Origin of the sequence: Streptomyces sp. NPDC086554 (assembly GCF_040686095.1) — a bacterium.
Classification (GTDB): domain Bacteria; phylum Actinomycetota; class Actinomycetes; order Streptomycetales; family Streptomycetaceae; genus Streptomyces.
This window is the reverse complement of record NZ_JBFBJK010000011.1, coordinates 211,752-237,169: the sequence shown is the minus strand read 5'-3', so window position 1 is coordinate 237,169 and position 25,418 is coordinate 211,752. Positions and strand designations below refer to the sequence as shown.

The window sequence follows — 25,418 nt, the reverse complement described above, 5'->3', positions numbered from 1 at the left end:
GGGCCCCTGGGCCTTGAACGAGCACGGCCTTGATGTGCCCGCGGCCGGTCAGTCGGATTCCGGTAGTTCGAGGCCGAACAGGTCCGCGTACCGACGCAGCCGGTCCATGACCCATGGCTCGTTCTCGTCGACTGCCCCCGCCGCGAAGCGGACCTGGGACGTCGTCACCGGGCCGTGCAGCGCGGGCAGCATGCCGTCCGCGTGGACCGAGAGCAGGATCAGGTCCTGCCAGAGCGGGATCACGTCGGGCGCCTCGTGGCAGGCGGGAGCCGGTTCCAGCGGGAGGTACGGCACGATCCGCCGCCAGGTGTGGCCGACCGGCTCGCCGAGCCGTCCCGCGATGCTGACCAGGTCGAGCGGGCACAGCGGGGTACCCGGCGCCGAGACGCGGTGTTCGCCGCGGAGGGCGACGGCGTCCTTGCCGTCGGGCTGCTCCGCGGGCAGCGCTTCGATCTCCGCCGGGCGCAGTTCGGGGACGAGAGCGCCCAACTCCCGCAGGGGCGCCAGCTTCTGGTACGCGGCACGGGCGCCGATGTGCTGATCGCGAGCGTAGGCCGCGAGCCGCCCCGCGGTCAGGGCGGCCCACCTGGGGGACTCGAACCACTCGTCGAACTCCTCGTCGTCGCCCCGGTCGATCAGGGCGCGGGCCTCCTCCGCGCCGGGGCGGAAGTCCGCGAGCCCGGCGGGCAGGGCGGGGACGCTCAGGCCCACCCGCGCGGCCTCGCGCCGGGCCGTCTTCCACAGGGTGCCCAGCGGGGCCTTCAGGTTGAGGCTCGCCACGAACAGGATGTCCGAGGCAGGCAGGACCGGATAGTCGGCCCCGACGAACGAGGGGTCGTTGCCCGAGAAGGCGTAGCGGCTGGGAACCGGCAGCCCGTCCCATGCCCTCAGGAGCTCGCCCGCCGCCGGGACGTCGACGCCGGCCTCCCGCAACTCCTCGACCACGTACGCCATTTCGTCCCACCTCAGCGCCTGCGGCTGGGCGAACGCCAGGTCCCGGAGCGTGAGTCCGTCCTCGAGGCGGAGCCCCTCGGCGTGGGCCACTCCCACGACGCTTGACGTCTCGGGGCTCGGCACGACGCGGCCCGCATCGGTCTTCTCCCGATGGCGCCGCGTATGCGCCAGACCGAGACGGTCCGCCCAGCGGGCCACCGCCTTCTCCGCCTTGCGCAGCGTGCACTCCCACTCCGCGGCCAGGGCGAACGTGGCTCCCCAGGGCAGCGCGAGGCCGCCGGACGGCTCGGGCACGCAGTAGTCCCGCAGCACCGCACGGATCTCCCGCGGCACGGCGCACCACCGCTCCGCCGACTCCGCTTCGGGGACGGGCCAGCCGAGCCAGGCGAAGGCCGCAAGACGGTCGAGCACCTCCTGCGGTGCGATGCCCACGGCGTGTGCGGTGTCGTGGATGTCCCACGGCCACTGGACACGGCGCCAGCCCCGGGCGCCGTCGTTGACGTAGAGCAGCGACAGGTCGGACTCGGTGCACACGTGGTCCCGGTGGTGATCGGGCACCTCCGGCAGGGGGACCGTCAGGAACGGCGCGAACCGGGCGCAGCTCTCCGCCAGTTGGCCCAGGGTCCTGTGGGTGCTGAACGAGGCGCGGACCAGACCGCCGAGGTCGTCAGGGGCGTGCCGGTAGTCGTTCTCTTCCCTGTGCGCGTAGGCCCCTCGGGTGTGCACGCGGCTGAGCAGACCCTCGACGATCTGTGCGTCGCACCAGTCGGGCGTCCAGTCCAGGTCGCCATCCCCTGCGCGCGGCGGCTTCAGCTCGGGGTGCGCGATGCGCAGCGCGCGGGCGGCGCGGACGACGGCCTGGACGGTCGTCCGCTGGCTGTGGGCGAGCGCGACGGCCGTACGCCAGTCGCGGGGCGGCGCTTTCCCCTGGGCGACGCGGCCCCAGGACTGCGGCCGCCCCTCGGCGACCTCCGCCCAGCCCGGTTCGGGCACAGGGTGGCCGGTGATCGACGCGGGGGACGCTTCGTGGTGGGCCAGGTGCGCGTGACCGAGGGCGGCGGCCCGCCAGGGGTGCGTGAGCGTCGCTGATTCGCCCTGCCGCCGTTCGGCGGCCGCACCCTTGCCGAGCTGCGCGTCCTGACGGAACCAGCCGGTCGTGTCCAGGTTCAGGGCTGCCGGGCGCCACGGCTCCGTCCGCACCAGCACGCGCTTGCCGCGCCACTCCTTCCAGACAGTGCGGGCGGCACGCAGGTTCTGCCGCTCCAGGGCCCACAGCCAGTCCATGCTCAGCTCCGGCCACGCGGCGAGCGCCGCGGCCCCGCGAGCCCACTGTTCCGCCTCCCAAGTCCGGTCGTACGACTCGAGTTTCTTGCGGTTGAGGCTGAGCGTCCCCGCGTTCGGTCCGGTCAGATCGAGTACGTAGCCGAAGGGCCGCTGGTCGGTGTTGATGCCGTCGCACAGGATCGCGCCCTTGCCGTCGACCCACCACAGCACACCGGGGACGGCCTCCACCGCGCCCGGGGCGTGGTCGGCTCCCGGCGGGGTCTGGAGCTCGCCGGGGCGCCAGCTGTGCCGCTGCCCCGAGGCGTCCCGCACCTCCAGCGCGAACTCGCTCACCAGGACCTCACGGCGCAGTGTGGACACCGGCGAAAGACCCGAGCGTGAGACCGAGTCGCGCAGATAGAGGCGTATCCGGGTGCCGCCCTCCAAAAGACCGTCGCCCGTTGCGTCGTCGTGCTCCTGGATACGGAACAGGCTTCCGCTGCCGGGGATGTCGACGCGCAGTGCCTTCGTCGCGGGGATGCCGTCGACGCCGACCGGCCGGGTGACGACCGTCATCTCGTCGGCGAGCATGAAGTAGCTGAACACGCCGATGCCGAAACGGCTGTTGGGGTAGAGGCGCAGGGAGGCGTCCTGCCGGTGCCAGTTCGCCTGCTCCTGGCGGAACGAGCGGGACTGCTCGAAGCGGCGGCCCGCCTTGGTGAAGGTGTTCTTGAGCTGGTCGAGGCCCATGCCCACGCCGTTGTCGCGGCACTCGACGTAGCGGCCGCGGTCGTCCTCCCCCTCGACGACGGTGATCTGCCCCGCCCAGGGGGCCGGTCGGCCGCCTCTGCCGGTCAGGTAGCGCAGCCGCATCGCGCGGTAGCGGCAGGCGTCCATCGCGTTCTGGTACAACTCCCGCAGCGCCAGGTCCGGTTCGCCGTCGTAGACGCGCTCGCCCATGAACAGGTCGCGTACCTCCGTCTGCGCCAGCTGGAAGCGCAGCAGCGGTACGTCGTACGCCCTGCGGCCCCGGTCCTCGACGGGCCGCAGCGCCCGGTCCGTCACGCGGGCGGGCACCCCGGAGAGGAGGGCCGCGCGGGACTCGGGCAGTCGGCGGGCCATGTCCCGCAGGGAGCAGGCGAGTTCGTCGGCCTGCTCCACTACGCCCGCGAGCGCCGCGTGCACCGCGGGATGGGGGCAGGCCGCGTCCAGGTGCAGTTCGTCGTCCGCGGGGTGCCAGTCGGCGTCGCGTACGGCGTTGACGGCGTCCTGGGGGATGACCGGATCGGAGACCGCGAGGTGTTCGGCGAGGACGTCGGGAAGGGTGCGCACGTCCAGGGCAAGGACCGCCGCCAGGTGCAGCAGCGCCCCCAACTCGCCGGAGCGCAACGCCTGGCGGCCGCCACCGGGCAGCGGGAACGTGAGGTCGGGCGGCGCGCCGGACTCCTGCGGCGCAGCACCGAGAGCGATGGCCGCTGCGAGGCCGGACAGCACCGCCGACAGCTGGGAGGCCCGGTGCCCGCGTCCTGCCTCGGCGCCGAGGAGCGCGGCCGCGAGCGTCGTGGACTCGACCTGCGGGACGGGTTCCTCATCGGTGACGAAGCATTCGGTGATCCACCGGTGCACCAGCCACAGGGTGACGTCCCGCGCCTCGTCGAAGCGGCCGTTCAGCCGGCACTCGGACAGCTTCTCCCTGATGTGCGGGTGATGATCGGCCACCTGCTCGTAGTGCCTGCGCCACGCGTCACCGTCCTCCTGGGGCCAGGCGGTGTACGCGGAGATGTCGTGCGCGTGGCTGAGCCGCCGCGCCCAGGCCGCCTCGTGCAGGAACGGGGCCGCGACGAGGGCGGCGGCCTCCACGGCGGACAGCGTGACCGTCTTCGGGATCAGGCACGGCAGTCGGTCGCGCAGCAGCCGTACGGGGAAGTCGTCGTCGGCCCACGGGTCGGGCATCCGCTGCTGTGCGAGATGGACCACCCCGGCACACTCCTCGACGAGCGCCACGAGGCATTCCCGGAAGCGGGGCACCCACTCGGCGGCCTCGGCCTCCTGGACCCGCTCCCACAGGGCCGTGTCCGACGCGGCGTCCCGCCAGGCCTCCAGCAGCCTGCGGCCCGCACAGACCTCGGTCGAGCGGGCCTCGGCCTCAAGATCGGCCCCGTACCGGATCTGCGGCTCCTGCTCCTCGCCCAGCTGCCGCCGGGCCGCTCGCAAGGTGTGCCGCCGCGCCGTCTCGTACACCTCCTGCAGGGTCCTGGCCTCGGTCAGCGGGCGGAAGGCCTCCGCGAGGCCCTGGGTGAAGAAGCTGCCGTCGGCCGTGAATCCGGACCGCTGCCCGGCGGCGCAGGCCGTCATCAGCGCGAACCGGCCGGACGGCTGGCCTCTGACGATGCTGCTGCCGAACACGCCCGCGCCGCCCGACGGTTCGTCGCGGCAGGCGTCGATCAGCCACAGCACAGTGCCCGCACGGCAGTCGGCCAGATACGGGCTGATGTCGGCGGGGAGCAGGGTGTCGCGGTACGACGTGCGCCAGTCGCCGTCGTGCGGGGCCCGCGCGTCGGACGGCACGAGGTAGTCGGTGTCGCCGATCCGGATGCCGTGCCCGGAGAAGTGGAGCAGCAGCGTGCCGTCGGCCGGAACGCTCCGCGCGACCTCGTCGATCGCCGTGGTGATCTCGGCCCGGCCGCCGCCCCGCACCGTCTCCACCCGGTACCCCGCGGCTTTGAGCGAGGCACCCAGGGCGTGCTGGTCGGCGGCGATCGGCTCTTCGAGCGAGGCGAAATGATGCGCGGCGTCGGGCGTCGCCGCGACTCCGATCAGCAATGCGGTACGTGTCTGCGCCATGCCCTCTCCCCGGTGCGAGCGCCCATCGTCGCACCCGGAGGCAGCGCCCGAAGTCCACGGGCGGGAAAGGGACTTACCCGGCCGCCGCGTTCGCGCCCCGCGCCGCGGCCGACGGGTCGAGCCCGCGTCCCAACAGGGCGAGGAACGCGCCGACATGGGCGTCGCCGACGCCGTTGCTGTCCACGGCGTCCACGGCGTCCATGGGGAAGCCGGGCACATGCGCCACCGTGTCCGTGCCGGGCGCCGCGAGCCGGCAGCCGTCCTTGTCGGCCTGTACGAGGACGCCTGCACCCGCTGCGAGGCGTTCGCGCAGGGCGGCGGCCGCCTCCCGGGGCTCGGTGCGGCCGGTCATCAGGCAGCCCTCGCGTGCGTTGCAGCAGACGCGTACGTCCCGTCCGGTGGCAGCGCGGCCGTGAAGGCGGACAGGAGCGGGCCGTTGAGCTCCATGACGAGGCTGTACCCGGACAGCTGGACCGTGTCGCTGGAGCGCAGCCCGGCCGCGACGGCCGCCGTACGGACCGGTGCCGTGCAGGCCTGCGTAGACCGCGGTGGCCTCAAGGCGTCGGGCCGCCGTCAGCGTGTTGAAGCCGCCACCCGCGTACAGCTCGGTGCGGGAGCCGATCACGTCGCCGCCGGGCTATGACGTTCCCTGCGAGGACGAGACGGGGAGCGGAAGCGGCGCTCATCGAACCGACTCCTCAAGCTGATCCGTTCCGTCTACGACTGCCGGAAGATTCTTTGCGGGCGCGCCCCTCAGGCCTGCCGGGCGGGCTCGCCCTGCTGTTCCGTCCGCCGCGCCCGGTGTGACATCCAGGCCGCGACCAGCGCACCCGACACGTTGTGCCACACGGAGAACACGGCCGCGGGCAGCGCGGCCAGCGGGCTGAAGTGGGCGGTGGCCAGTGATGCCGCGAGGCCCGAGTTCTGCATGCCGACCTCGAAGGCCATGGCGCGCGATGCGGGCGGGCCGAGGCGGGCCAGCTTGCCCGCGCCGTAGCCGAGCGCGAGCCCGAGGCCGTTGTGCAGGACCACGGCCAGGAACACAAGCAGGGCCGCCGACTTGATGGCGGCCGCGCTGCCCGCGACCACGATCGCCACGATGACGGCGATGGTGAGGGCGGAGAGCCACGGCAGTGCGTTGAGGACCCGCCCGATGCAGCGCCCGAAGAGCAGGCGTACGGCCAGCCCCGCGATGACCGGGAGCAGCACGGTCTTGAGGATGTCGGTGACCATCGACCCCGCGTCCACGGGCAGATACTCGCCGGCGAGGAGCAGCGTCAGCGGCGGGGTGATGAGCGGCGCGAGCACGGTCGAGACGGTGGCCACCGACACGGACAGGGCCACGTCGCCGCGCGCCAGATAGGTCACGACATTGGACGCGGTGCCGCTCGGCGCGCAGCCCACCAGGATCACGCCGGCCGCCAACTGCGGTGAGAGGCCGAGCGCGTGGGCGATCAGCCAGCCGAGGCCCGGCATGATCACGGATGGGGTCTCCCCTGCTCATTAAGAGCTTGGGGAAGCGCGACCAGGCCGAGGGCGACGGCCCAAGGCCGCTTGACGACGCCCTGGAAGTCGAGCGGGGTCATCGTGAGCCCCATGCAGAACATGACGAGGCCAAGGAGGTAGGGGACGTTCGTGCCCCAGCCCTCGAAGGCGTCCGGCGCGGCGAGGCCGAGCGCTCCGGCGGCGAGCACGAGGACGGGGAAGACCGTGACGGCGAGCCGGGCCGCCTTGTCGCCGCTCTCCGTCGAGTTGGGGATCGTCCGTTCGGTTTGCACCCGGCGATGCAACGCCGCCGTGGAGCGCGGACGCAACCGCGTCTCGATATGTGGTCGCTACATGTAGCGGATCCGGACGGCTTCCGGCGTCAGCCCGATGCGCCGCAGGCGGCGACCGGAGCGACCGAGTCCACCGTGCGGGCGGGCAGCGTGACGCGCCGTGGCCCGTCCCCGTCGTCCACCCGGACGACGATCCCGCCGCGGCCCGCGCGGATGAACTCCCCGCACAGCTCGCCCGTCGTCGTGCCGACCCGGACGAGATGGTCCTTGGGCGAAGCGGTGGTGGTCCAGGCGATGCCGATGGCCGCGGCTGCGAGGAGGACTCCGCTCAGACAGCACAACGCGGCATGGCGCAGGGACCGTGTGACCCGGCCGACCTCCTGCCCGGTCCACTCGCGCAGGGCCTGCCCCGCCTGCAGGATCCGGTCGCCGGGGCGGCCGTGCGCGGCCCGCACGGCGAGGACGGAGCCGGCCACCAGCAGCAGGAAGGCCGTGGCGATCAGTGCCGTCGCCCAGTGGCGGGCGGTGTCGGGGAGGTTGCCGAGATCGTCGCGGCCCTTGAGGACGACCAGGACCGCGAGCAGCGCGGTGAGCCCCGTGAGCCCGGCCCGCCAGCCCTCGGCCTGCCGCCTGAGCTCGGCGAGCTGGCTGAACTCGAGCTCACGGGCGAGTACGGCCCAGCGGCGGTCCGACTGATTGCTCATCCGGCGTTCACCGGGGGCTCGTCGACGTCGCCGGGCAGCACCACGGCGACCCGCCAGCTGGCGCCGCACCCCACGAAGGGTGCGTCGGCGGGCAGTTGGGGATGGGGGTGCCCGCACTCGCAGAAGTGCCGCTCCCGGGTCAGGGCCGCGGCATCGACGGCGGGCGCCGGCCGCGGGGGTGTGCCGCTCAGCCAGTCCCGGATCCCCTTGGCTCCGGTGCCGGGCAGACCCCGCCGGATCTCGGTGGCCGTCCTGCCATGACAGCGCGGGCAGTTGCCTTCGAGCACGACGCCCTGGCCGTCGGGCGAGGCACGCCAGACGAAGGGTCCTGCCGCCTCTCCCGCGTCCTGCTCGGCGTACTCGGAGTGGAGGTCATGGGGTGTGGCGGGCCGTTCAGTCATCCTCGGTCAACTCGTCCGGGTGCGGGTGCAAGAGACATGATGACACCGCGGGAGGCCTTGCGGCGCAGGGAGTTGTCGCTCTAGGCGTTGGCGCTCTAGTACCGCGTGATCGCCGTCGGCCCCGACGCCGTGCCGATCGCGATGTGCGGCTGCCGCCCCTCGTCGGCCCACCGTAGGATCCGTCGCATCGCGTCCCCGGGGACCGACACACAACCCGCCGTCGCCCCGCGCCCGTTGACGTGCAGGAAGATCCCGGCGCCGCGCCCCCGCACCGGACGGTCGTAGTTGAAGCCGATCACCAGGGCGTGCGCGTACTGCGGGTCGTACGTGATGAGGTGCTCGGACTCGGCGGCGCGGCAGTCGGCGGGGCGTGGCTGGGTCCAGCGGTTGTAGGAGCGGGACTTGTTGTCCTGGCACCACCAGGACTTCCGCGTCACGCGGCGGTAGGTGTAGTCCGTGCCGGACGGCGCGCGCTCGATGCCGAAGGCGTACGGCAGGCGGAAGAGGCCCGTGGGTGTCGTGTTCGTGCCCTGTTTGCGCGAGCCGCCCTCCGTCAGGCCCTGCGCGCCGAAGCGCGCGGCCGCCGAGCCTGCCTTCGTCCACCGCCCCGCGCGCCGGTCCCACCACGTGACCGTGCCGGTGGTGGAGCCGGTGCGTGCGGCCAAGGCGGTGATGAGCTGGGTGCCGCCGCCGGTGTCGGCCATGCGGTCCGGGAGCGGCGGTCCCGCGGCGGATGTGCCGGGCGCGGACGCGACGGTCGCGGCGGTGGCGAGCAGGGCAGCTGCGGACGCGAGGGCGGCGGCACGTAGGCGCATGGTTCAGACGGTAAGGGGCGGCAGCGGCAACGGCAGGCCCGGCAGGCCGTCGATGCTCTGCGCGATGTGCTCCTTCTTGGTGAAGTACGCGCTCAGCGACGCGTCGTCCTCGCGCCCGAAGCGCTTGGCGTGCAGATCGCGGTCCTCGTCGTACGACATGAAGGGAACGTTGTAGCCGCAGGTGTCACGGATGAGTTCGGCCGTCACGACGATGATCGCGCGCAGGCCGTGCGGGGTGGGGTCGATGTCGGGGAAGTGGCCGAGCAGCTCCGCCCAGCGCGGGTCGTCGCGGAAGACGGGCTCGCCGCGCCCGTGCACCCGGACGATGTTGGGCGGGCCCTGGAAGGCGCACCACATCAGCGTGATGCGGCCGTTCTCGCGGAGGTGAGCCACCGTCTCCGCGTTGCTGCCCGCGAAGTCCAGGTAGGCGACGGTGAGTTCGTCGATGACCGCGAAGGATCCGGTCAGGCCCTTGGGGGAGAGGTTGACCGTGCCGTCGGCCGCGAGCGGCGCGGTCGCGGTGAAGAAGATGGGCTGTGCCTCGATGAAGGTGCGGAGCCTGCCGTCTATGCGTTCGTGAGTCTTTCCCATGTCCAGGGATTATTCGTCAGAGATCCTTCGCCTGTCTAATTCTTTGCCTAACTAACGACTTCGCGAGCCGACTCGCGGGCGCCCCGCGAGCCGTCTCGCGGGGCGGATTGACGAAACATGCAGAGCTCTGCATACTCATGCATATCGAGGATGCACCGTAAAACGCGAACGCACTGTGAGGAGACAGCCATGACCGAGCGCGTCGTACTCGCCTATTCGGGCGGCCTGGACACCTCCGTCGCCATCGGCTGGATCGCCGAGGAGACGGGCGCCGAGGTCATCGCCGTCGCGGTGGACGTCGGCCAGGGCGGCGAGGACCTGGACGTCATCCGCAAGCGCGCGCTCGCCTGCGGTGCCGTGGAAGCCGAGGTCGCGGACGCGAAGGACGAGTTCGCCGAGGAGTACTGCCTCCCGGCGATCAAGGCCAACGCCCTCTATATGGACCGCTACCCGCTGGTCTCCGCCCTCTCGCGGCCGACCATCGTCAAGCACCTCGTGGCCGCCGCCCAGAAGCACGGCGCCGGGATCGTGGCCCACGGCTGCACCGGCAAGGGCAACGACCAGGTCCGCTTCGAGGCCGGTATCTCAGCGCTCGGCCCCGATCTGAAGTGCATCGCCCCGGTCCGTGACTATGCGATGACGCGGGACAAGGCGATCGCCTTCTGCGAGGAGAAGCAGCTCCCGATCGCGACCAGCAAGAAGTCCCCGTACTCCATCGACCAGAACGTCTTCGGACGGGCCGTCGAGACGGGCTTCCTGGAGGACATCTGGAACGCGCCGATCGAGGACATCTACGAGTACACCTCGAACCCCGCCGAGCCGCGCGAGGCCGACGAGGTCGTCATCTCCTTCAAGGAGGGCGTCCCGGTCGCCCTCGACGGCCGCCCCGTCACCGTCCTGCAGGCGATTCAGCAGCTCAACGAGCGTGCGGGCGCCCAGGGCATCGGCCGGATCGACATGGTCGAGGACCGCCTCGTAGGCATCAAGTCCCGTGAGGTGTACGAGGCTCCGGGCGCGATCGCGCTCATCACCGCGCACCAGGAGCTGGAGAACGTCACCGTCGAGCGCGAACTCGCCCGCTACAAGCGGCAGGTCGAGCAGCGCTGGGGCGAGCTGGTCTACGACGGCCTGTGGTTCTCCCCGCTCAAGCGCGCCCTCGACGGCTTCATCAATGAGGCCAACCAGCACGTCACCGGCGACATCCGGATGACCCTGCACGGCGGCTGCGCCGTCGTCACAGGCCGGAAGTCCGGCGCGTCCCTCTACGACTTCAACCTCGCGACCTACGACTCGGGCGATACGTTCGACCAGTCCAAGGCGCAGGGCTTCATCGAGATCTTCGGTCTGTCCTCGAAGATCGCCGCCAAGCGGGACCTGGCGTAACGGCGATCGCGTAACAACCCTCGTATCGCGTAACCACCCTCATCAAGGAGCACGTGCAAGTGAGCAACAACAACGGCGGTGACGTCCGGCTCTGGGGCGGCCGGTTCGCGGACGGCCCGGCTCAGGCCCTGGCCAAGCTGTCGGCATCGGTCCACTTCGACTGGCGCCTCGCGCCGTACGACATCGCCGGCTCCCGTGCCCACGCGCGCGTGCTGCACAAGGCGGGACTGCTCACCGAGGACGAGCTGACCCGCATGCTGGCCGGGCTCGACCAGCTGGAGGCCGATGTCGCCGACGGCTCGTTCGTCGGCACCATCGCCGACGAGGACGTGCACACCGCCCTGGAGCGCGGCCTCCTTGAGCGGCTCGGCCCGGATCTCGGCGGCAAGTTGCGCGCGGGCCGGTCGCGCAACGACCAGGTGGCGACGCTCTTCCGGATGTACCTGCGGGACCACGCCCGGATCATCGGCGGTCTGATCGCCGACCTCCAGGGCGCGCTCGTGGGCCTCGCCGAGGCGCACCCGGACGTCGCCATGCCGGGACGCACCCACCTCCAGCACGCCCAGCCGGTGCTCTTCGCCCACCACGTCCTCGCGCACGTCCAGTCCCTCTCGCGGGACGCCGAGCGGCTGCGGCAGTGGGACGCGCGGACGGCCGTCTCGCCGTACGGCTCCGGCGCCCTCGCCGGATCGTCGCTCGGCCTCGACCCGGAGGCGGTCGCCAAGGACCTGGGCTTCGAGCACGGCAGCGCGGGCAACTCCATCGACGGCACGGCATCCCGGGACTTCGCGGCGGAGTTCGCCTTCATCACCGCGATGATCGGCGTGAACCTCTCCCGGATCGCCGAGGAGATCATCCTCTGGAACACGAAGGAGTTCTCCTTCGTCACCCTCCACGACGCCTTCTCGACCGGCTCGTCGATCATGCCGCAGAAGAAGAACCCGGACATCGCCGAGCTGGCGCGCGGCAAGTCCGGCCGTCTCATCGGCAACCTGACGGGCCTGATGGCGACGCTCAAGGCGCTCCCGCTCGCGTACAACCGCGACCTCCAGGAGGACAAGGAGCCGGTCTTCGACTCCTGCGACCAGCTGGAGGTCCTGCTCCCCGCCTTCACCGGCATGATGGCGACGCTCACCGTCCACCGCGAGCGCATGGAGGAGCTCGCCCCGGCCGGCTTCTCGCTCGCCACGGACATCGCCGAGTGGCTGGTCAAGCAGGGCGTGCCGTTCCGTGTCGCGCACGAGGTCGCGGGCGAGTGCGTCAAGGAGTGCGAGACGCACGGCATCGAGCTCGACCAGCTCACGGACGAGCAGTTCGCCAAGATCTCCGAGCACCTCACGCCCGAGGTGCGCAGCGTCCTGAACGTCCCCGGCGCCCTGGCATCGCGCAATGGCCGCGGCGGCACCGCGCCCTCGGCCGTCGCCGCCCAGCTCGCCGAGGTCAAGGCCGATCTGACGGTTCAGCAGGAGTGGGCCGCGGCGCGTAAGTGACGCCGCCGCGGCACGTGCCGCGTTGACGTGGGCATCGCGGGTTACGTTGGTCGCCATCCGCAAGGAGCCGACCGAACGGAGCCCGCGATGCCCTTCGCACGTCTGGCCGCAGCGACCACCCCCACCGCCCACATCGGGTTCGGCCTCGCCGCCGTCGGCAGGCCCGGCTACATCACCCTCGGCCGGGACGCCGACCTGCCGCCTTCGCGCAGCGTCGAGGCCCTGCGCGAACGAACCCTCGAACTCCTCGACGCCGCCTACGCGTCGGGCGTCCGCTACTTCGACGCGGCGCGCTCCTACGGCCGCTCCGAGGAGTTCCTCGCCGACTGGCTGCACGCCAGGCCCGACATCCGGGACGTCGTCGTCGGCAGCAAGTGGGGCTACACGTACACGGCCGCCTGGCACACCCAGGTGGACGGGCCGCACGAGGTCAAGGACCACAGCGTCGCCGCGTACGTCCGTCAGCGCGAGGAGAGCGCCGAACTGCTCGGCGACCGGCTCGACCTCTACCAGATCCACTCCGTCACACCCGAGAGCCCGGCCCTGGGTGACAAGGAACTGCACGCCAGGCTCGCGGAACTCGCGGCCGAAGGCGTGACGGTGGGCCTCTCGGTGAGCGGCCCGGAGCAGCCCGCCGCGATCCGCGCCGCACTCGCCGTGACCGTCGACGGCGAGCCGCTCTTCCGTACCGTCCAGGCCACGTACAACGCCCTGGAGACCTCGGCGGAACCCGCGCTCGCCGAGGCCCATGACGCGGGGCTCACCGTCCTGGTCAAGGAAGGCATGGCCAACGGCCGCCTCGCGGGGGAGCACGCACCGGCGGCCCTGCGCGAGGTCGCCGACGCGACCGGGCTCGGCTGCGACGCGGTGGCCCTCGCCCTGGTGCTGCGCAAGCCGTGGGCGGGCGTCGTCCTCTCGGGGGCGGCCACCCCGGTCCAGCTCGTCTCCAATCTGCACGCGGCGGCCGTCGACCTCGACGCGGAGCAACTGGAGCGGCTCGCGGGGCTCGTGGAGGAGCCCGCGGCGTACTGGGAGCGGCGCGGGCAGCTGCCCTGGAGCTGACCGACCTCTGACTGACCGCTGACTGGCCTCTGACTGACCCCACCGGTGACCGGCCCCCCGGCTCACCGGTGAGAGTCACGCATATCTCATGAGACAAATTTGTCTCACATGGCTTATGGTTGTCTCATGTCAGTCGATCGCGACCAGGTGCTGCGCAGCGCCGCGGCGCTCCTCACCCGCAAAGGCTCCGCCACGATGGACGAGGTGGCCCGTGCGGCGGGGATCAGCCGCGCCACGCTGCACAGGCATTTCGCCGGGCGCGACGCCCTCGTACGAGCCCTCGAAGAGCTCGGGATCCAGGAGTTCGAGGCGGCCATCGACGCGGCCCGGCTCGACGAGGACAGTGCGAGCGACGCACTGCGCCGCCTGGTGAAGGAGATCGAGCCCGCGGCGGGACTCCTCGCGTTCCTCGTCACCGAGAACCAGCTCTTCGAGGGCGAGGAGCAGCACGAGGGCTGGGCCCGCCTCGACGCCGATGTGGCCGCGCTCTTCCGGCGCGGCCAGGAGGGCGGCGAGTTCCGCATCGACCTGACCCCCGTGTGGCTCACGGAGGCGCTGTACGGACTTGTCGGCTCGGGCGCCTGGGCCGTACTGGACGGCCGCGTGGCCGCCAAGGACTTCTCATACATGATCGCCGAGCTGCTGATCGGCGGCGCGCAACGGAGAGTGGAATCATGACCAGCACCCAACAGCGGACCTCCTCGGCGGAGGTGGAGCGAAGCCCCGGGCGCTGGCTCGCGCTCGCCGTACTGGTGCTCGCCGTGCTCCTCGTCGCCGTCGACGCGACCGTCCTCGGCCTCGCGACGCCGTACATCAGCGAGGACCTCAAGCCGTCCGGCACGCAGCTGCTGTGGATCGGCGACATCTACTCGTTCGTCATCGCAGGACTGCTCGTCTCCATGGGCAGCCTCGGCGACCGCATCGGCCGCAAGAAGCTGCTCCTTACCGGAGCCGTCGCCTTCGGCGCGGTCTCGGTGCTCAACGCCTACGCGACCACGCCCGAACTCCTCATGCTGGCCCGGGCGTTGCTCGGTGTCGCTGGTGCGACGCTGATGCCGTCCACGCTCGCGCTGATCCGGAACATCTTCCACGACCCGCGCGAGCGGAGCCTCGCGGTCGGCATCTGGGGCGCGATGGCGTCGGCCGGTGCCGCCGTCGGCCCGGTCGTCGGCGGGTTCCTGCTCGAACACTTCTGGTGGGGCTCGGTCTTCCTGATCAACCTGCCGGTGATGGCCGTCCTGGTCCTGGTCGGCATCAAGCTCCTGCCCGAGTCGAAGAACCCGGCGCCGGGTCCCTGGGACCTGATCAGCGTCGTGCTCTCGCTCATCGGCATGATCGCCATCGTGTACGCCGTCAAGGAGGCGGCGGCGCACGGTCTGCGCTGGGACGTCGCGGTGGCGGGCCTGCTCGGCGTGACCGCGCTGACGTGGTTCGTGCGACGCCAGCTCACGCTGACCGCGCCGCTCCTGGACATGCGCCTGTTCCGCAACCGCGGCTTCTCCGGGGCGGTGCTCGCCGACCTGCTGACCATCCTCGGCCTTTCCGGCCTGGTCTTCTTCCTCTCCCAGTTCCTGCAACTGGTGCAGGGGAGGCAGCCGTTCGAGGCGGGCCTCGCCGAACTGCCCGCCGCGGTGGGCGCGGTGGCCGCCGGTCTGATCGCGGGCATGGTCGCGCGACGGTTCTCCGTCCGCGCGGTGGTCGCAGGCGGGCTCGCGGCGGTCGGCATCGCGCTCGCCGCGCTCACCACCCTGAGCCAGTCCACCGGCTATCCGCTCCTGGGAGCCATGCTCCTGGTCGTCGGCGTCGGTGCGGGCTTCTCGTTCACGGTGACCGCCGACGTCATCCTCTCCAGCGTTCCGAAGGAACAGGCGGGCGCCGCGTCAGCCGTCTCCGAGACGGCGTACGAACTGGGCGCGGCACTCGGCATCGCGCTGCTCGGCTCCATCGTGACCGGCGTGTACCGGGACTTCACCGCACCGGCGGGCACCCCGCCGGAGGTGGCGTCCGCCGCGCATGAGTCGCTTGGCGGCGCGGTGGAATCGGTGGCGGGGCTTCCCGCCGGGCAGTCCCAGGCGCTCCTCGCCTCGGCGCAGGACGCCTTCGTTGACGGGCTTCGCCTGGCGGCGGGCGTGGGCGCGGCGGTGCTGCTTGCCACTGCGGTGGCGGCGTGGTTCCTCTTGAAGGGCTCGAAGCTGGAGGACGGCGTCGAGCACTGAGTGCTTTCGCCGGGTGGGGAGCTGCGGGTCCGATGTGGCTGGTCGCGCCCACGCGGCGGAGCCGCATATGTCACAGCCCCGCGCCCCTTCGGGGCGCCCCCGGCAGGGCTGAACCGTCAGGCAGCCTTCGCCTTCGTGGCGTACATGTCCACGTACTCCTGACCGGACAGCTGCATGACCTCCGTCATCACGGAGTCCGTCACCGCCCGCAGCACATAGCGGTCGCGGTCCATGCCCTCGTAGCGCGAGAACTCCATCGGCTCGCCGAAGCGGACCGTCACCCGGCCGGGCCGGGGGAGCCCCTTGCCGCCCGGCTGGAGCTTGTCCGTGCCGATCATCGCGAAGGGGATCACGGGCGCGCCGGTCATCAGGGTGAGACGCGCGATGCCCGTGCGGCCGCGGTACAGGCGGCCGTCGGGGGAACGGGTGCCCTCCGGGTAGATGCCGAAGAGCTTGCCCTCCTCAAGGACGCGCCGCCCCGTCATCAGCGCCGCGACACCGCCGTGGCCGCCGTCGCGGTCCACGGGGATCATGCCGGCGCCGGTGAAGAACCAGGCCATCAGGCGGCCCTTGATGCCCTTGCCCGTGACGTACTCGTCCTTGCCGATGAAGAACACCGGACGCGGGCACACCAGGGGCATGATCATCGAGTCGATGAACGTGAGGTGGTTTCCGGCCATGATGACCGGACCGGTGCCCGGAATGTTCTCGGCGCCTTCCACCCGTGGGCGGAACATCAGACGCAAGATCGGTCCGAGCACTGCCTTGATGAGCGCGAGACGGGACAACGGGCCCTCCGGTGTCAACGGGTCGACGACGAGTATGTGCAGGTGAGGACGATACTCGCGGGTCCCCGCTCACTGCACATCGGGTTCATGCACTCGATACGCAGAGTTGACCTGAGTTTGCGTGGTGTTGCCCTCGGGGCGTCCTCCTTGAGACGACCGTATCCCCGTGGGGGACAAGTGGCGCGTACTAGTGGTCCTTGTCACGCGCCGCAGTCACCCGCAGCCATGACGTGACGGGCCCCGCACACCAGTAGCCATCCCGCATCACCCTTCCGTTCGGCCCAGGGTCTCCCATCCGTCACGCGGCGGCACCTACGATCGTGCCGCTTTGTCAGGTGCAAGGCAGCACATCGGGAGGAGCGCTCAATGGCTACGCAGCAGTCGAGGCATTCGAAGTCGGTGGAGCCGGGGGAGCAACGGCCGGGGCGGCGCGCGGTCCTCGGGGCGGCGGTGCTCGGGGCGGGCGCAGCCGTCGTGGGACTGCCCGGCGTGGCGAGAGCCGACGCGAAGCACGGTCACGGGGGTTACAAGACCCTGCCGGTGCCGACGGTCGTCGCGCACCGCGGCACCAGCGGCTACCGCCCCGAGCACACGCTCGGCTCGTACCAACTCGCCCTCGACATGGGCGCCCACGTCATCGAGCAGGACGTCGTGCCCACCAAGGACGGCCATCTCGTATGCCGTCACGAGAACGACATCACCGCGACGACGGATGTCTCCGCGCACCCCGAGTTCGCGTCCCGCAAGACCACCAAGTCCGTGGACGGCACCTCGCTCACCGGCTGGTTCACCGAGGACTTCACGCTCGCCGAGCTGAAGACGCTGCGCGCCAAGGAGCGCATCCCGGGCACCCGCCAGCGCAACACCCTCTACGACGGCCGCTGGGACGTGCCCACCCTGGAAGAGGTCTTCCAGTGGGCCGACAAGCAGAGCCGCAAGCACGGCAAGCAGGTCTGGCTGCACATCGAGACCAAGCACCCCACGTACTTCCGCAAGCTGGGCCTCGGCCTGGAGGAGCCGCTCGCCAAGCTCCTGCGCAAGTACGGACGGCACAGGAAGGACGCGCCGAACTTCCTGCAGTCCTTCGAGCCGAGCAGCATCCAGCGCCTGAACAAGCTGGTCGACGCGCCGCTGGTGGTGCTCCTGTCCACCGCGAGCTCCCGCCCCTGGGACTTCGTCGAGGCGGGCGACCCGCGCACCGTCGCCGATCTCATCAAGCCCGACGGCCTGAAGTGGATGGCGTCGTACGCGCAGGGCATCGGCCCCACCCTCGACCTCGTCATCCCGAAGAACCCGGACGGCAGCCTCGGCACCCCGTCCACGCTGGTCAAGGACGCGCACGCGGCGGGCCTGATCCTGCACCCGTACACGATGCGCAACGAGAACACCTTCCTGCCCACGAACTTCAAGAAGGGCACCGACCCGGCCGCCTACGGCGACGCCTTCGGTGCCTTCAAGGCGTACTTCGAGACGGGCATCGACGGCATCTTCTCGGACAACCCGGACACCGCGCTGCTCGCGGCCGCCGACTTCGTCAACAGCTGATCGCCCGGCCCCGGTTGGGGTGAGAGACGGCCGCTCCGGCAACCTGCCGCCGGGGCGGCCGCGTCACGCCGGGCATGACCACTCAGCTGATCCCCGCGCTGCATCCGCTCCTCGCCGCAGAGGCGTCCGCCGCCGCCCTCGGCTCCGGAGCCGACCCCGGTGACCTCGAACAGGCCGTCTGGCTGCGCCTCCTGGAGCGGATGGACGCCGACGACCCACCCGCCGACCCGGCCGCCTGGCTGCGCGGCGCCGTCGCCGCGGAGGCGAGCCGCAGCCGGCGTACGGCGGAGCGCGAGGTGGGGTACGCGACCGAGCCCGCCGACGACATCGAGTGCGGCCCCGAGCAGCGCGCCCTGCGGGCCGACCGGGACCGCACCCTGTACGCGGCGGTCCGCAGGCTGCCCGGCCGCTGCCCCGGCATCATGGCCGCACTCCTGTCCCCCGAGGACCTCACCTACCGGGAGATCGCAGGCGAGTTGGGAATGTCACAGGGCAGTCTGGGGCCGGAACGTTCCCGATGCCTGGGATGCCTGCGCAGAATGCTCGCGGCGGAGGTTGCAGCTCCTGAACCGCGGGGAAAGGAGCGATAGACAACCGGCGGAGCAGGTGAGCGGGAGGCATGCACACATGGGCATGAGTGTGACGATCTCGGCGGCGGACGGACAGGACGCCGAGAAGATCCTCAAACTGCAGTACCTGTGCTACCAGAGCGAGGCCGAACTGTACGGCGACTACTCCATCGAGCCGCTCACACAGACCCTCGACTCCATCAAGGCCGAACTGGCCGCGGGCGACGTCCTGGTGGCGCGGCTCGGCGACGAAGTGGTGGCCTCTGTGCGCGGCGAGGTCGATGCCGACGGCCTGGCGCGGATCAATAAGCTCATCGTCCACCCCAGGATGCAGCGGCATGGACTGGGCGGTCGGCTCCTGGATGCGATAGAGCACCGCCTTGCGGCGGGCGGCACGGTGAAGTGCTTCCAGCTGTTCACGGGGCACCGGAGCGAGCAGAATCTGCAGCTGTACCGCAAGCACGGGTACGCGGCTGTTGGCACCCAGCGGGTGAATGAGCGGCTCACGCTTGTCACTCTGGCCAAGGATGTCGACGCGAGCGCCTACGTGGCCAGTGCTTGAGCGCTCGCGCGACTGCAGGTCGTCTGTGGCTGGTCGCGCCCACGCGGCGGAGCCGCACAATGTCACAGCCCCGCGCCCCTTCGGGGCCCTAAGCCGCAGCCCTACGAGCTCTGTTCAGCCAGTACATCGCCGTCACCGGCAGGATCACCGGAATGAACAGATAGCCCATTCCGAAGTCCGACCACACCGTGGCATCCGGGAATGCAGAGGGGTCAGCCAGCGTCCAGGCGCCCACGGCGAGTACACCCACCAGCTCGGCGGCGCAGCACACCAGCGCCGCCCTGCGGGCCTTCTCGCCGCCGCGGACGAGCGAGTACGTGATGAAGCCGTAGACGAGACCCGCGATCGCGGACAGCGTGTACGCGAGCGGGGCCTTGTCGAAGTCCGACGAGATCTGCACGGCGGAACGCGAAACGGCGCCGACGACCATCACGCCGTACAGCCAGACCAGGAGGATGCCGGGTCCGGTGATGAGCTTCCGGCGGGCGGGAGCCGCCCCGTCCTTGTCGGGCTCGGTCACCGTCACCTCAGCCTCCCCAGATGTCGTAGAGCCGCACTTCGAGCACGGCGAGGACCACGCCACCGGCGGCGACGGTGATGGAGCCCCAACGGGTGCGCTCCGCAAGGGACATGAAGCCCGCCGCCGGGATGCAGGCGAACGAACCGATCAGATACGCCACGAAGATCGTCGTGCCCTGTGCGGGCTCCTCGCCGCGGGCCAGCTGGACGATGCCGACGATCAGCTGGACGGTGGCGAGCAAGGTCACCACGCCCATCCCGATGAAGTGCCAGTCCTTGGTCGGCTGGTCCCGGTAGGCGGCGAAACCGCACCACGCGGCGAGCGCGAGCGCGGCCACGGAGGTCGCGATCGTCAGGGCAACAAGCATGCCGTCGACTTTATTACGGGCCCTTCGACCCGATGCGCCCGCCCCTGGGGTGCCCCGTAGGCTCGGACACCATGAAGATCCAGGCTGAAGCGCTCTTGTTCGACAACGACGGAACCCTCGTCTCCTCCCTGGAGTCGGTGTACCGCTGCTGGACACGCCTGGCGCAGGAGTACGGAATCACCGCCGAGGAGTTCGCGCGGGTCGAGCTGCACGGCCGCCCCGCCGTCGAGATCATCGCCGACCTGCTGCCCGCCGAGCGGGTGGCGGAGGCCGTCGTACGCATCGAGGAGCTCGAGGTCTCGGACGTCGCGGGCGGCGTCAAGCTGCTCCCCGGAACCCTCGAACTGCTCGCGTCGCTGCCCCCGGAGCGCTGGGCCGTCGTCACCTCCGCCGGGCGCCGCCTTGCCGGGGCCCGGCTCGCGGAGGTCGGCATCCGTCCGAAGATGCTCATAGCCGCCGACGACATCACGCGCGGCAAGCCCGACCCGGAGCCCTTCCTGCTCGCCGCACGGAAGTTGGGCGTCGACCCGGCCCGCTGCGTGGTGTTCGAGGACGCGCCCGCCGGTCTCACGGCGGGGCGCGCGGCCGGCATGACGACCGTGGCGTTGACCACAACACACCAGGCCCACGAGCTCTCCGCCGACGTCGTGGTCAACGACCTCTCGGCGGTGTCCGCGCAGGCCATCGCGGGTGGCGTGGAGATCACCACCCAGGACTGAGCACCGGACCGCCGGTGTCCGTGCCCGTCCACCGGCTGTCCGTATACCGGACAGCGGTGGCGGACGGCGAGCGCACGCGTGTTTTACTGTTCCGCATGACCACGACGAGCTACCGCACCCCTGCGACCGAGGCGATCACGACGCCCGGTGCTCGTTGTATGTGTCGAATGTGCGCCTTCTGAGGGCCCCCGCACCACCCCTGAGCATCGCGCCCCGAAGCGAAGCCGCTGTGCCACGCCCCTACGCGACGTACGCCCGATGTACATGACGTAGGAAGCGAGCCTGCCCCGCGCACACGTCCTCCGGTTCTTTTCGCCACCGCGAGAAACCGTGCCGCGTTCCCCACGAATGCCCCGTGCCCGGCTCCACCCGGCCGCGCACTCGACAGTGACGGAAACCCCTGTGATCACCACTTCCGGCCTCACCAAGGTCTACCGCTCACGCGGTCGTGAAGTAACTGCTCTCGACGGCGTCGATCTGCACGTCCGCGAAGGCGAGGTGTACGGCGTCATCGGCCAGTCAGGCGCCGGAAAATCCTCGCTGATCCGCTGCGTCAACCTCCTCGAGCGTCCCACCGCCGGCACCGTGACGGTCGCAGGACAGGACCTCACCGCGCTCGCAGGCCGCGGGAGCCGCGCGAGCAAGGACCTGCGCCGCGCCCGCAGCCGCATCGGCATGGTCTTCCAGCACTTCAACCTGCTGTCATCGCGCACCGTGCAGGACAACATCGAGCTGCCCCTGGAGATCCTCGGCCTCAGCGGCGCCGAGCGCTCCCACAAGGCACTCGAACTCCTCGACCTGGTCGGCCTCGCCGACAAGGCCAAGTCGTACCCGGCGCAGCTCTCCGGCGGCCAGAAGCAGCGCGTCGGCATCGCCCGCGCACTCGCAGGCGACCCGAAGGTGCTGCTCTCCGACGAGGCGACAAGCGCCCTCGACCCGGAGACCACCCGCTCCATCCTCCAGCTCCTGCGCGACCTCAACCGGCAGCTCGGCCTGACCGTCCTGCTGATCACGCACGAGATGGACGTCGTCAAGAGCGTCTGCGACTCCGCGGCCCTCATGGAGAACGGGCGGATCATCGAGTCCGGCACCGTCACCGAACTGCTCGCGACGCCCGGCTCCCAGCTGGCCGCCGCGCTCTTCCCGGTCAGCGGCGACGCCACGGGCGAGGACCGCACCGTCGTCGACGTGACGTTCCACGGCGAGGCCGCGACCCAGCCGGTCATCTCCCAGCTGTCGCGCACGTACAACATCGACATCTCGATCCTCGGCGCCGCGATGGACACCGTGGCGGGCCGGCAGGTCGGCCGCATGCGGATCGAACTGCCGGGACGCTTCGAGGAGAACGTCGTCCCGATCGGCTTCCTGCGCGAGCAGGGTCTTCAGGTCGAGGTCGCCGGGACCGACAACAACGCGGTGCCTGTGCCGCAGGACGCCACGCTGCTGGTCAAGGAAGGTGCCAAGTGACCTGGTCGGAGACGCAGCCCCTGCTGGAGCAGGCCTGTTGGGACACCCTCTACATGGTCGGCTGGTCGACGCTGATAGCCATCGTCGCCGGACTGCCCCTCGGCGTCCTGCTCGTCCTCACCGAGCGCGGCGGTCTCCTTCAGAACGCCTTCCTCAACAAGGCGATCGGGCAGATCGTGAACATCGTGCGCTCGATGCCCTTCATCATCCTCATGGTCGCGCTGATGGGCTTCACGCGCTGGATCGTCGGGACCACGATCGGCCGCGAGGCCGCCCTCGTTCCGCTCGCCATCGGCGCCATCCCGTTCTTCGCGCGGCTCGTCGAGACCTCGATCCGTGAGGTCGACGGCGGGCTCGTCGAGGCCGTCCAGTCGATGGGCGGCTCCACCTGGACCGTCGTACGCAAGGTCCTCGTCCCGGAGTCGCTGCCCTCGCTGATCTCCGGCGCCACCACCACGATCGTCGCCCTCATCGGCTACTCCGCGATGGCGGGCACGGTCGGCGGCGGCGGGCTCGGCGACCTCGCCCTGCGCTACGGCTACCAGCGCTTCGAGACCGAGCTGATGTGGATCACCGTGGCGATCCTCGCCGTGGTCATCTCGATCATCCAGTTCGCGGGCGACTACGCGGCCCGCAGCCTGCACCGGCGAGGCGGCAAATCCGGCGCCGCGCCGCGGCTGCGCTTCCTCAAGGTCGCGCCCTCGAAGGCTTCCTGAACTCAGTGAAGGCCTCCTGACCTCAGCGAAGGCTTCCTGAACCACCCCGCACACCCACGCGGGGCTGCACCACAGAGCACCATCCATGGAGAAAGGCACTTTTCGTGCGTAACACCGCCAAGATCACCACCGCTGTCCTCGCCGCCGGAGCCCTCACCCTCGGGCTCTCCGCCTGTGGCTCCGACAAGGACTCCGCCGCGGGCGACAAGGACGGCGCGCTCGTCGTCGCCGCGACCCCGACGCCGCAGGGCGAGATCCTGGACTACGTCCAGAAGAACCTCGCCAAGAAGGCCGGCCTCGACCTCGAGGTCAAGGAGTTCACCGACTACGTCACGCCGAACACCGCCGTCCAGCAGGGCGAGGTCTTCGCGAACTACTTCCAGCACAAGCCGTACCTCGACGACTTCAACAAGAAGAACGGCACGGACATCGTGCCCGTCCCCGGGGCCACGGTTCACCTGGAGCCGCTCGGCGTGTACTCCAAGAGCCTCAAGAAGCTCGGTGACCTGAAGGACGGCGCCACCGTCGCCGTCCCGAACGACACCACGAACGAGGCCCGGGCGCTCAAGCTCCTCGCGGACAACGGCCTCATCGAGCTCAAGAAGGGCGTCGGCTACGAGGCCACTCCCAAGGACATCGCCAAGAACCCCAAGAACCTCAAGTTCAAGGAGCTCGAGGCCCCCACGCTGCCGCGCAGCCTGGGTGACGTCGACGCCGCGGTGATCAACGGCAACTACGCCCTGGAGGCCAAGCCCGCGCTCAGCCCCGCCAAGGACGCCCTCGTCGCCGAGAAGGCCAAGGACAACCCGTACGGCAACTTCCTCGCCGTGAAGAAGGGCGACGAGAACGACCCGCGCGTGAAGAAGCTCGCCAAGCTCCTCACCTCGCCCGAGGTCAAGAAGTTCATCGACGACAAGTACGACGGCGCAGTCGTCGCGGCGTTCTGATCATGCGTACGCCCGTCATGGCGGTTGCCGCAGGCGCACTTGCCCTGTCGCTCGGCCTGACCGCCTGCGGCTCCGGTTCGGGCTCGGGAGGCGGTGACGGCGAGGCGCTCGTCGTCGGCGCCACCCCGACCCCGGCCGGCGAGGTCCTCACGTACATCAAGGACAACCTCGCGAAGAAGGAGGGACTCGACCTCCGGATCACGGAGTTCACCGACTACGTCGCGCCGAACACCGCGCTCCAGGAAGGGTCCCTCGACGCCAACCTCTACCAGCACGCCCCGTACTTGAAGGACTTCAACGAGTCCAAGAAGACGGATCTCGCGCCGGTGACCGAGGTCTATCTGCCTCCGATGGGGGTGTACGCGAAGAAGACGAAGGACGTCGCCGACCTGCCGGCCGGTGCGACCGTCGCCGTTCCCAACGACACCACCAACGAGGGCAGGGCGCTCCAACTCCTCGCGTCCAAGGGCGTCATCGGGCTCAAGAAGGGCGTCGGCGGCACGGCGACGCCCCAGGACATCACGTCCAACCCGAAGAAGCTCACCATCAAGCCGTTGGAGCCCGCCCAGCTGCCGCGTTCCCTTCAGGACGTCGACGCCGCGGTCATCAACAACAACTACGCCCTCGACGCCGACTTGAGCCCCAAGAAGGACGCCATCCTTCTCGAGTCGCCCAAGGACAACCCGTACAACAACGTGCTCGCCGTCAAGAAGGGCGACGAGGACGATCCGCGGGTCAAGAAGCTGGCCAAGCTGCTCACTTCACCCGAGGTGAAGCAGTTCATCGAGGACAAGTACAAGGGCTCCGTCCTGCCCGTCGAAGCGAGCTGACGCACAGTCCGTTTCCGCCCTCACCACGGGGTCCTCTCCTGATGAAGGAGCGGACCCCGTGGTGCGTCTGCGCGGCGACATGCTGCATGCTGGCCTCTTCAGCAGGCCCGAGGGTTCCAGGTTACGGAGCAGCGCATGACTACACCCTTCTCGGTGTTCCCCGACATCTCCATCAGCACGGAGCGGTTGGTGCTGCGCCCGTTCGAGGACGCCGACGTCTCCGCGTACGCGGAGATGATGAACGACGAGCTGGTCACCGCCTGGACGTCCGTGCCCCAGCCCTACACCGAGGCCGACGCCCGCGACTGGATCACCCGCATCGCGCCCGCCGAGCGCACCGAGGGCCGCGGCATCGTCCTCGCCGTCACCGAGTTCCTCACCCAGCGCCTGGTCGGCATCGTGCAACTGCGGGACACCGACTGGCGGGTGCGCTCCAGCGAACTCAGCTACGTCATCGCCCCCTGGGCCCGCGGCGAGGGCTATGCCTCGGAGGCGGCGCTCGCCACCGCCCAGTGGCTCTTCAACGACCAGCGCTTCGAGCGCATCGAGCTGCGCACCGCCGCCGACAACACCGCGGCCCAGCAGGTCGCGCAGAAGATCGGCTGCATCAGCGAGGGCGTCCTGCGGGGCGCCTGGATAGCGCGTACGAGGAACGGCGGCGATCCGTTCGGCGGCTGGCTCGACGTCCGTACCGACCTCATCGTGTGGAGCCTGCTCCCCGAGGACCTGGAGGGCGTCGGCGAGCAGCTCGCGGACAGCGGGTTCAGCGCGTTCTCCGACTGGAACTGACCCCTCGGCCACCGCCGGATCCCACCAGGTACGCTCGCCCCTGGCCGCAGGCGCGGCCGCCCCCTGCACCTGACCCGGCCCGCACTGCCGACCCGCGA

Annotated in this window: 24 protein-coding genes and 1 pseudogene; 15 read left to right on the top strand and 10 right to left on the bottom strand. The window is 70.6% G+C overall.

Translation table 11 applies throughout. The features are described from left to right. Positions 1-48: 48 nt before the first annotated feature. Both AB0O76_RS20425 and AB0O76_RS20420 read right to left on the bottom strand, forming a co-directional pair. Positions 49-5,061, bottom strand: coding sequence for a caspase family protein (locus AB0O76_RS20425; RefSeq protein WP_365492895.1), 5,013 nt, complete (start codon positions 5,059-5,061; stop codon positions 49-51). 73 nt (positions 5,062-5,134) lie between these two features. Beyond that, positions 5,135-5,413: a PfkB family carbohydrate kinase gene (locus tag AB0O76_RS20420; RefSeq protein ID WP_365492892.1), complete on the bottom strand. Its 279-nt coding sequence runs from the start codon at positions 5,411-5,413 to the stop codon at positions 5,135-5,137. An 84-nt stretch (positions 5,414-5,497) separates the two neighbouring features. Here AB0O76_RS20420 and AB0O76_RS20415 point away from each other — a divergent pair, with 84 nt between their 5' ends. Next, positions 5,498-5,704: a hypothetical protein gene (locus AB0O76_RS20415; RefSeq protein WP_365492889.1), complete on the top strand. Its 207-nt coding sequence runs from the start codon at positions 5,498-5,500 to the stop codon at positions 5,702-5,704. A 110-nt stretch (positions 5,705-5,814) separates the two neighbouring features. Here AB0O76_RS20415 and AB0O76_RS20410 read toward each other — a convergent pair. From AB0O76_RS20410 to AB0O76_RS20390, 5 genes and pseudogenes are all read right to left on the bottom strand, one after another. Then, a pseudogene (locus AB0O76_RS20410) lies at positions 5,815-6,839 on the bottom strand (bile acid:sodium symporter family protein). An 89-nt stretch (positions 6,840-6,928) separates the two neighbouring features. Then, positions 6,929-7,543: a hypothetical protein gene (locus AB0O76_RS20405; RefSeq protein WP_365492886.1), complete on the bottom strand. Its 615-nt coding sequence runs from the start codon at positions 7,541-7,543 to the stop codon at positions 6,929-6,931. Next, complete coding sequence (locus AB0O76_RS20400) at positions 7,540-7,944, bottom strand: hypothetical protein (RefSeq protein WP_365492883.1); 405 nt, start codon at positions 7,942-7,944, stop codon at positions 7,540-7,542. The genes AB0O76_RS20405 and AB0O76_RS20400 overlap by 4 nt, the downstream gene beginning before the upstream one ends. 95 nt (positions 7,945-8,039) lie before the next feature. Beyond that, positions 8,040-8,759, bottom strand: coding sequence for a L,D-transpeptidase family protein (locus AB0O76_RS20395; RefSeq protein ID WP_365492880.1), 720 nt, complete (start codon positions 8,757-8,759; stop codon positions 8,040-8,042). 3 nt (positions 8,760-8,762) lie between these two features. Further along, positions 8,763-9,350, bottom strand: coding sequence for a pyridoxamine 5'-phosphate oxidase family protein (locus tag AB0O76_RS20390; protein WP_365492877.1), 588 nt, complete (start codon positions 9,348-9,350; stop codon positions 8,763-8,765). A gap of 189 nt (positions 9,351-9,539) precedes the next feature. On the opposite strand from AB0O76_RS20390, the gene AB0O76_RS20385 reads away from it, so the two are divergent. The 5 genes from AB0O76_RS20385 to AB0O76_RS20365 all read left to right on the top strand — a co-directional run bounded on the left by AB0O76_RS20385 (position 9,540) and on the right by AB0O76_RS20365 (position 15,501). After that, a complete protein-coding gene (locus AB0O76_RS20385) occupies positions 9,540-10,733 on the top strand; it encodes an argininosuccinate synthase (protein ID WP_365492874.1) in 1,194 nt (397 codons plus the stop codon). A gap of 59 nt (positions 10,734-10,792) precedes the next feature. Next, complete coding sequence (gene argH, locus AB0O76_RS20380; protein WP_365492871.1) at positions 10,793-12,223, top strand: argininosuccinate lyase; 1,431 nt, start codon at positions 10,793-10,795, stop codon at positions 12,221-12,223. Positions 12,224-12,310: 87 nt separating this feature from the next. Further along, positions 12,311-13,285: an aldo/keto reductase gene (locus AB0O76_RS20375; protein WP_365492868.1), complete on the top strand. Its 975-nt coding sequence runs from the start codon at positions 12,311-12,313 to the stop codon at positions 13,283-13,285. Between the two features lie 126 nt (positions 13,286-13,411). Continuing rightward, positions 13,412-13,963: a TetR/AcrR family transcriptional regulator gene (locus AB0O76_RS20370; RefSeq protein ID WP_365492865.1), complete on the top strand. Its 552-nt coding sequence runs from the start codon at positions 13,412-13,414 to the stop codon at positions 13,961-13,963. Further along, complete coding sequence (locus AB0O76_RS20365) at positions 13,960-15,501, top strand: MFS transporter (RefSeq protein WP_365492862.1); 1,542 nt, start codon at positions 13,960-13,962, stop codon at positions 15,499-15,501. Before AB0O76_RS20370 ends, AB0O76_RS20365 begins: the two co-directional genes overlap by 4 nt. Positions 15,502-15,617: 116 nt before the next feature. Here the strand turns inward: AB0O76_RS20365 and AB0O76_RS20360 are convergent, their stop codons facing one another. Further along, complete coding sequence (locus AB0O76_RS20360) at positions 15,618-16,238, bottom strand: lysophospholipid acyltransferase family protein (RefSeq protein ID WP_245238670.1); 621 nt, start codon at positions 16,236-16,238, stop codon at positions 15,618-15,620. Between the two features lie 417 nt (positions 16,239-16,655). On the opposite strand from AB0O76_RS20360, the gene AB0O76_RS20355 reads away from it, so the two are divergent. The 3 genes from AB0O76_RS20355 (at position 16,656) to AB0O76_RS20345 (ending at position 18,965) form a co-directional block, all read left to right on the top strand. Continuing rightward, complete coding sequence (locus tag AB0O76_RS20355) at positions 16,656-17,834, top strand: glycerophosphodiester phosphodiesterase (RefSeq protein WP_365492859.1); 1,179 nt, start codon at positions 16,656-16,658, stop codon at positions 17,832-17,834. Positions 17,835-17,908: 74 nt separating this feature from the next. After that, positions 17,909-18,424 carry a sigma-70 family RNA polymerase sigma factor gene (locus AB0O76_RS20350; RefSeq protein WP_365492856.1) on the top strand — a complete coding sequence of 172 codons (516 nt, stop codon included), beginning with the start codon at positions 17,909-17,911 and terminating at the stop codon, positions 18,422-18,424. Positions 18,425-18,461: 37 nt separating this feature from the next. Continuing rightward, on the top strand, positions 18,462-18,965 hold the full coding sequence (locus AB0O76_RS20345; RefSeq protein ID WP_365492854.1) for a GNAT family N-acetyltransferase: 504 nt from the start codon (positions 18,462-18,464) through the stop codon (positions 18,963-18,965). An 88-nt stretch (positions 18,966-19,053) separates the two neighbouring features. On the opposite strand, the gene AB0O76_RS20340 is transcribed toward AB0O76_RS20345, so the two are convergent. Together AB0O76_RS20340 and AB0O76_RS20335 are read right to left on the bottom strand one after the other, a co-directional pair. Then, a complete protein-coding gene (locus AB0O76_RS20340) occupies positions 19,054-19,491 on the bottom strand; it encodes a hypothetical protein (protein WP_365492851.1) in 438 nt (145 codons plus the stop codon). A 1-nt stretch (position 19,492) separates the two neighbouring features. Continuing rightward, on the bottom strand, positions 19,493-19,852 hold the full coding sequence (locus AB0O76_RS20335; RefSeq protein ID WP_266868947.1) for a hypothetical protein: 360 nt from the start codon (positions 19,850-19,852) through the stop codon (positions 19,493-19,495). 71 nt (positions 19,853-19,923) lie between these two features. Here AB0O76_RS20335 and AB0O76_RS20330 point away from each other — a divergent pair, with 71 nt between their 5' ends. From AB0O76_RS20330 to AB0O76_RS20305, 6 genes are all read left to right on the top strand, one after another. Further along, positions 19,924-20,571 (top strand): HAD family hydrolase, encoded by a 648-nt coding sequence (locus AB0O76_RS20330; protein WP_365492848.1) that lies wholly within the window; start codon positions 19,924-19,926, stop codon positions 20,569-20,571. 402 nt (positions 20,572-20,973) lie between these two features. Next, on the top strand, positions 20,974-22,038 hold the full coding sequence (locus AB0O76_RS20325; protein ID WP_365492845.1) for an ATP-binding cassette domain-containing protein: 1,065 nt from the start codon (positions 20,974-20,976) through the stop codon (positions 22,036-22,038). After that, positions 22,035-22,754 (top strand): methionine ABC transporter permease, encoded by a 720-nt coding sequence (locus tag AB0O76_RS20320; protein WP_365492842.1) that lies wholly within the window; start codon positions 22,035-22,037, stop codon positions 22,752-22,754. Before AB0O76_RS20325 ends, AB0O76_RS20320 begins: the two co-directional genes overlap by 4 nt. A gap of 104 nt (positions 22,755-22,858) precedes the next feature. After that, positions 22,859-23,701: a MetQ/NlpA family ABC transporter substrate-binding protein gene (locus AB0O76_RS20315; protein ID WP_365492839.1), complete on the top strand. Its 843-nt coding sequence runs from the start codon at positions 22,859-22,861 to the stop codon at positions 23,699-23,701. A 2-nt stretch (positions 23,702-23,703) separates the two neighbouring features. Then, entirely contained in the window at positions 23,704-24,531 is an 828-nt protein-coding gene (locus AB0O76_RS20310; protein ID WP_365492836.1) for a MetQ/NlpA family ABC transporter substrate-binding protein, read from the top strand. Positions 24,532-24,666: 135 nt separating this feature from the next. Continuing rightward, positions 24,667-25,320, top strand: coding sequence for a GNAT family N-acetyltransferase (locus AB0O76_RS20305; RefSeq protein WP_365492833.1), 654 nt, complete (start codon positions 24,667-24,669; stop codon positions 25,318-25,320). The last annotated feature ends 98 nt before the right edge of the window (positions 25,321-25,418 follow it).

What these genes read in the sequence shown, in the direction of transcription:
- AB0O76_RS20420 (WP_365492892.1), bottom strand. Translation starts at nt 5,413, where the DNA reads ATGACCGGCCGCACCGAGCCCCGGGAGGCGGCCGCCGCCCTGCGCGAA.
- AB0O76_RS20365 (WP_365492862.1), top strand. Translation starts at nt 13,960, where the DNA reads ATGACCAGCACCCAACAGCGGACCTCCTCGGCGGAGGTGGAGCGAAGC.
- AB0O76_RS20310 (WP_365492836.1), top strand. Translation starts at nt 23,704, where the DNA reads ATGCGTACGCCCGTCATGGCGGTTGCCGCAGGCGCACTTGCCCTGTCG.
- AB0O76_RS20395 (WP_365492880.1), bottom strand. Translation starts at nt 8,759, where the DNA reads ATGCGCCTACGTGCCGCCGCCCTCGCGTCCGCAGCTGCCCTGCTCGCC.
- AB0O76_RS20390 (WP_365492877.1), bottom strand. Translation starts at nt 9,350, where the DNA reads ATGGGAAAGACTCACGAACGCATAGACGGCAGGCTCCGCACCTTCATC.
- AB0O76_RS20370 (WP_365492865.1), top strand. Translation starts at nt 13,412, where the DNA reads ATGTCAGTCGATCGCGACCAGGTGCTGCGCAGCGCCGCGGCGCTCCTC.
- AB0O76_RS20425 (WP_365492895.1), bottom strand. Translation starts at nt 5,061, where the DNA reads ATGGCGCAGACACGTACCGCATTGCTGATCGGAGTCGCGGCGACGCCC.
- AB0O76_RS20330 (WP_365492848.1), top strand. Translation starts at nt 19,924, where the DNA reads ATGAAGATCCAGGCTGAAGCGCTCTTGTTCGACAACGACGGAACCCTC.
- AB0O76_RS20335 (WP_266868947.1), bottom strand. Translation starts at nt 19,852, where the DNA reads ATGCTTGTTGCCCTGACGATCGCGACCTCCGTGGCCGCGCTCGCGCTC.
- AB0O76_RS20375 (WP_365492868.1), top strand. Translation starts at nt 12,311, where the DNA reads ATGCCCTTCGCACGTCTGGCCGCAGCGACCACCCCCACCGCCCACATC.
- AB0O76_RS20350 (WP_365492856.1), top strand. Translation starts at nt 17,909, where the DNA reads ATGACCACTCAGCTGATCCCCGCGCTGCATCCGCTCCTCGCCGCAGAG.
- AB0O76_RS20405 (WP_365492886.1), bottom strand. Translation starts at nt 7,543, where the DNA reads ATGAGCAATCAGTCGGACCGCCGCTGGGCCGTACTCGCCCGTGAGCTC.
- AB0O76_RS20355 (WP_365492859.1), top strand. Translation starts at nt 16,656, where the DNA reads ATGGCTACGCAGCAGTCGAGGCATTCGAAGTCGGTGGAGCCGGGGGAG.
- AB0O76_RS20345 (WP_365492854.1), top strand. Translation starts at nt 18,462, where the DNA reads ATGGGCATGAGTGTGACGATCTCGGCGGCGGACGGACAGGACGCCGAG.
- AB0O76_RS20385 (WP_365492874.1), top strand. Translation starts at nt 9,540, where the DNA reads ATGACCGAGCGCGTCGTACTCGCCTATTCGGGCGGCCTGGACACCTCC.
- AB0O76_RS20360 (WP_245238670.1), bottom strand. Translation starts at nt 16,238, where the DNA reads ATGTTCCGCCCACGGGTGGAAGGCGCCGAGAACATTCCGGGCACCGGT.
- AB0O76_RS20305 (WP_365492833.1), top strand. Translation starts at nt 24,667, where the DNA reads ATGACTACACCCTTCTCGGTGTTCCCCGACATCTCCATCAGCACGGAG.
- AB0O76_RS20400 (WP_365492883.1), bottom strand. Translation starts at nt 7,944, where the DNA reads ATGACTGAACGGCCCGCCACACCCCATGACCTCCACTCCGAGTACGCC.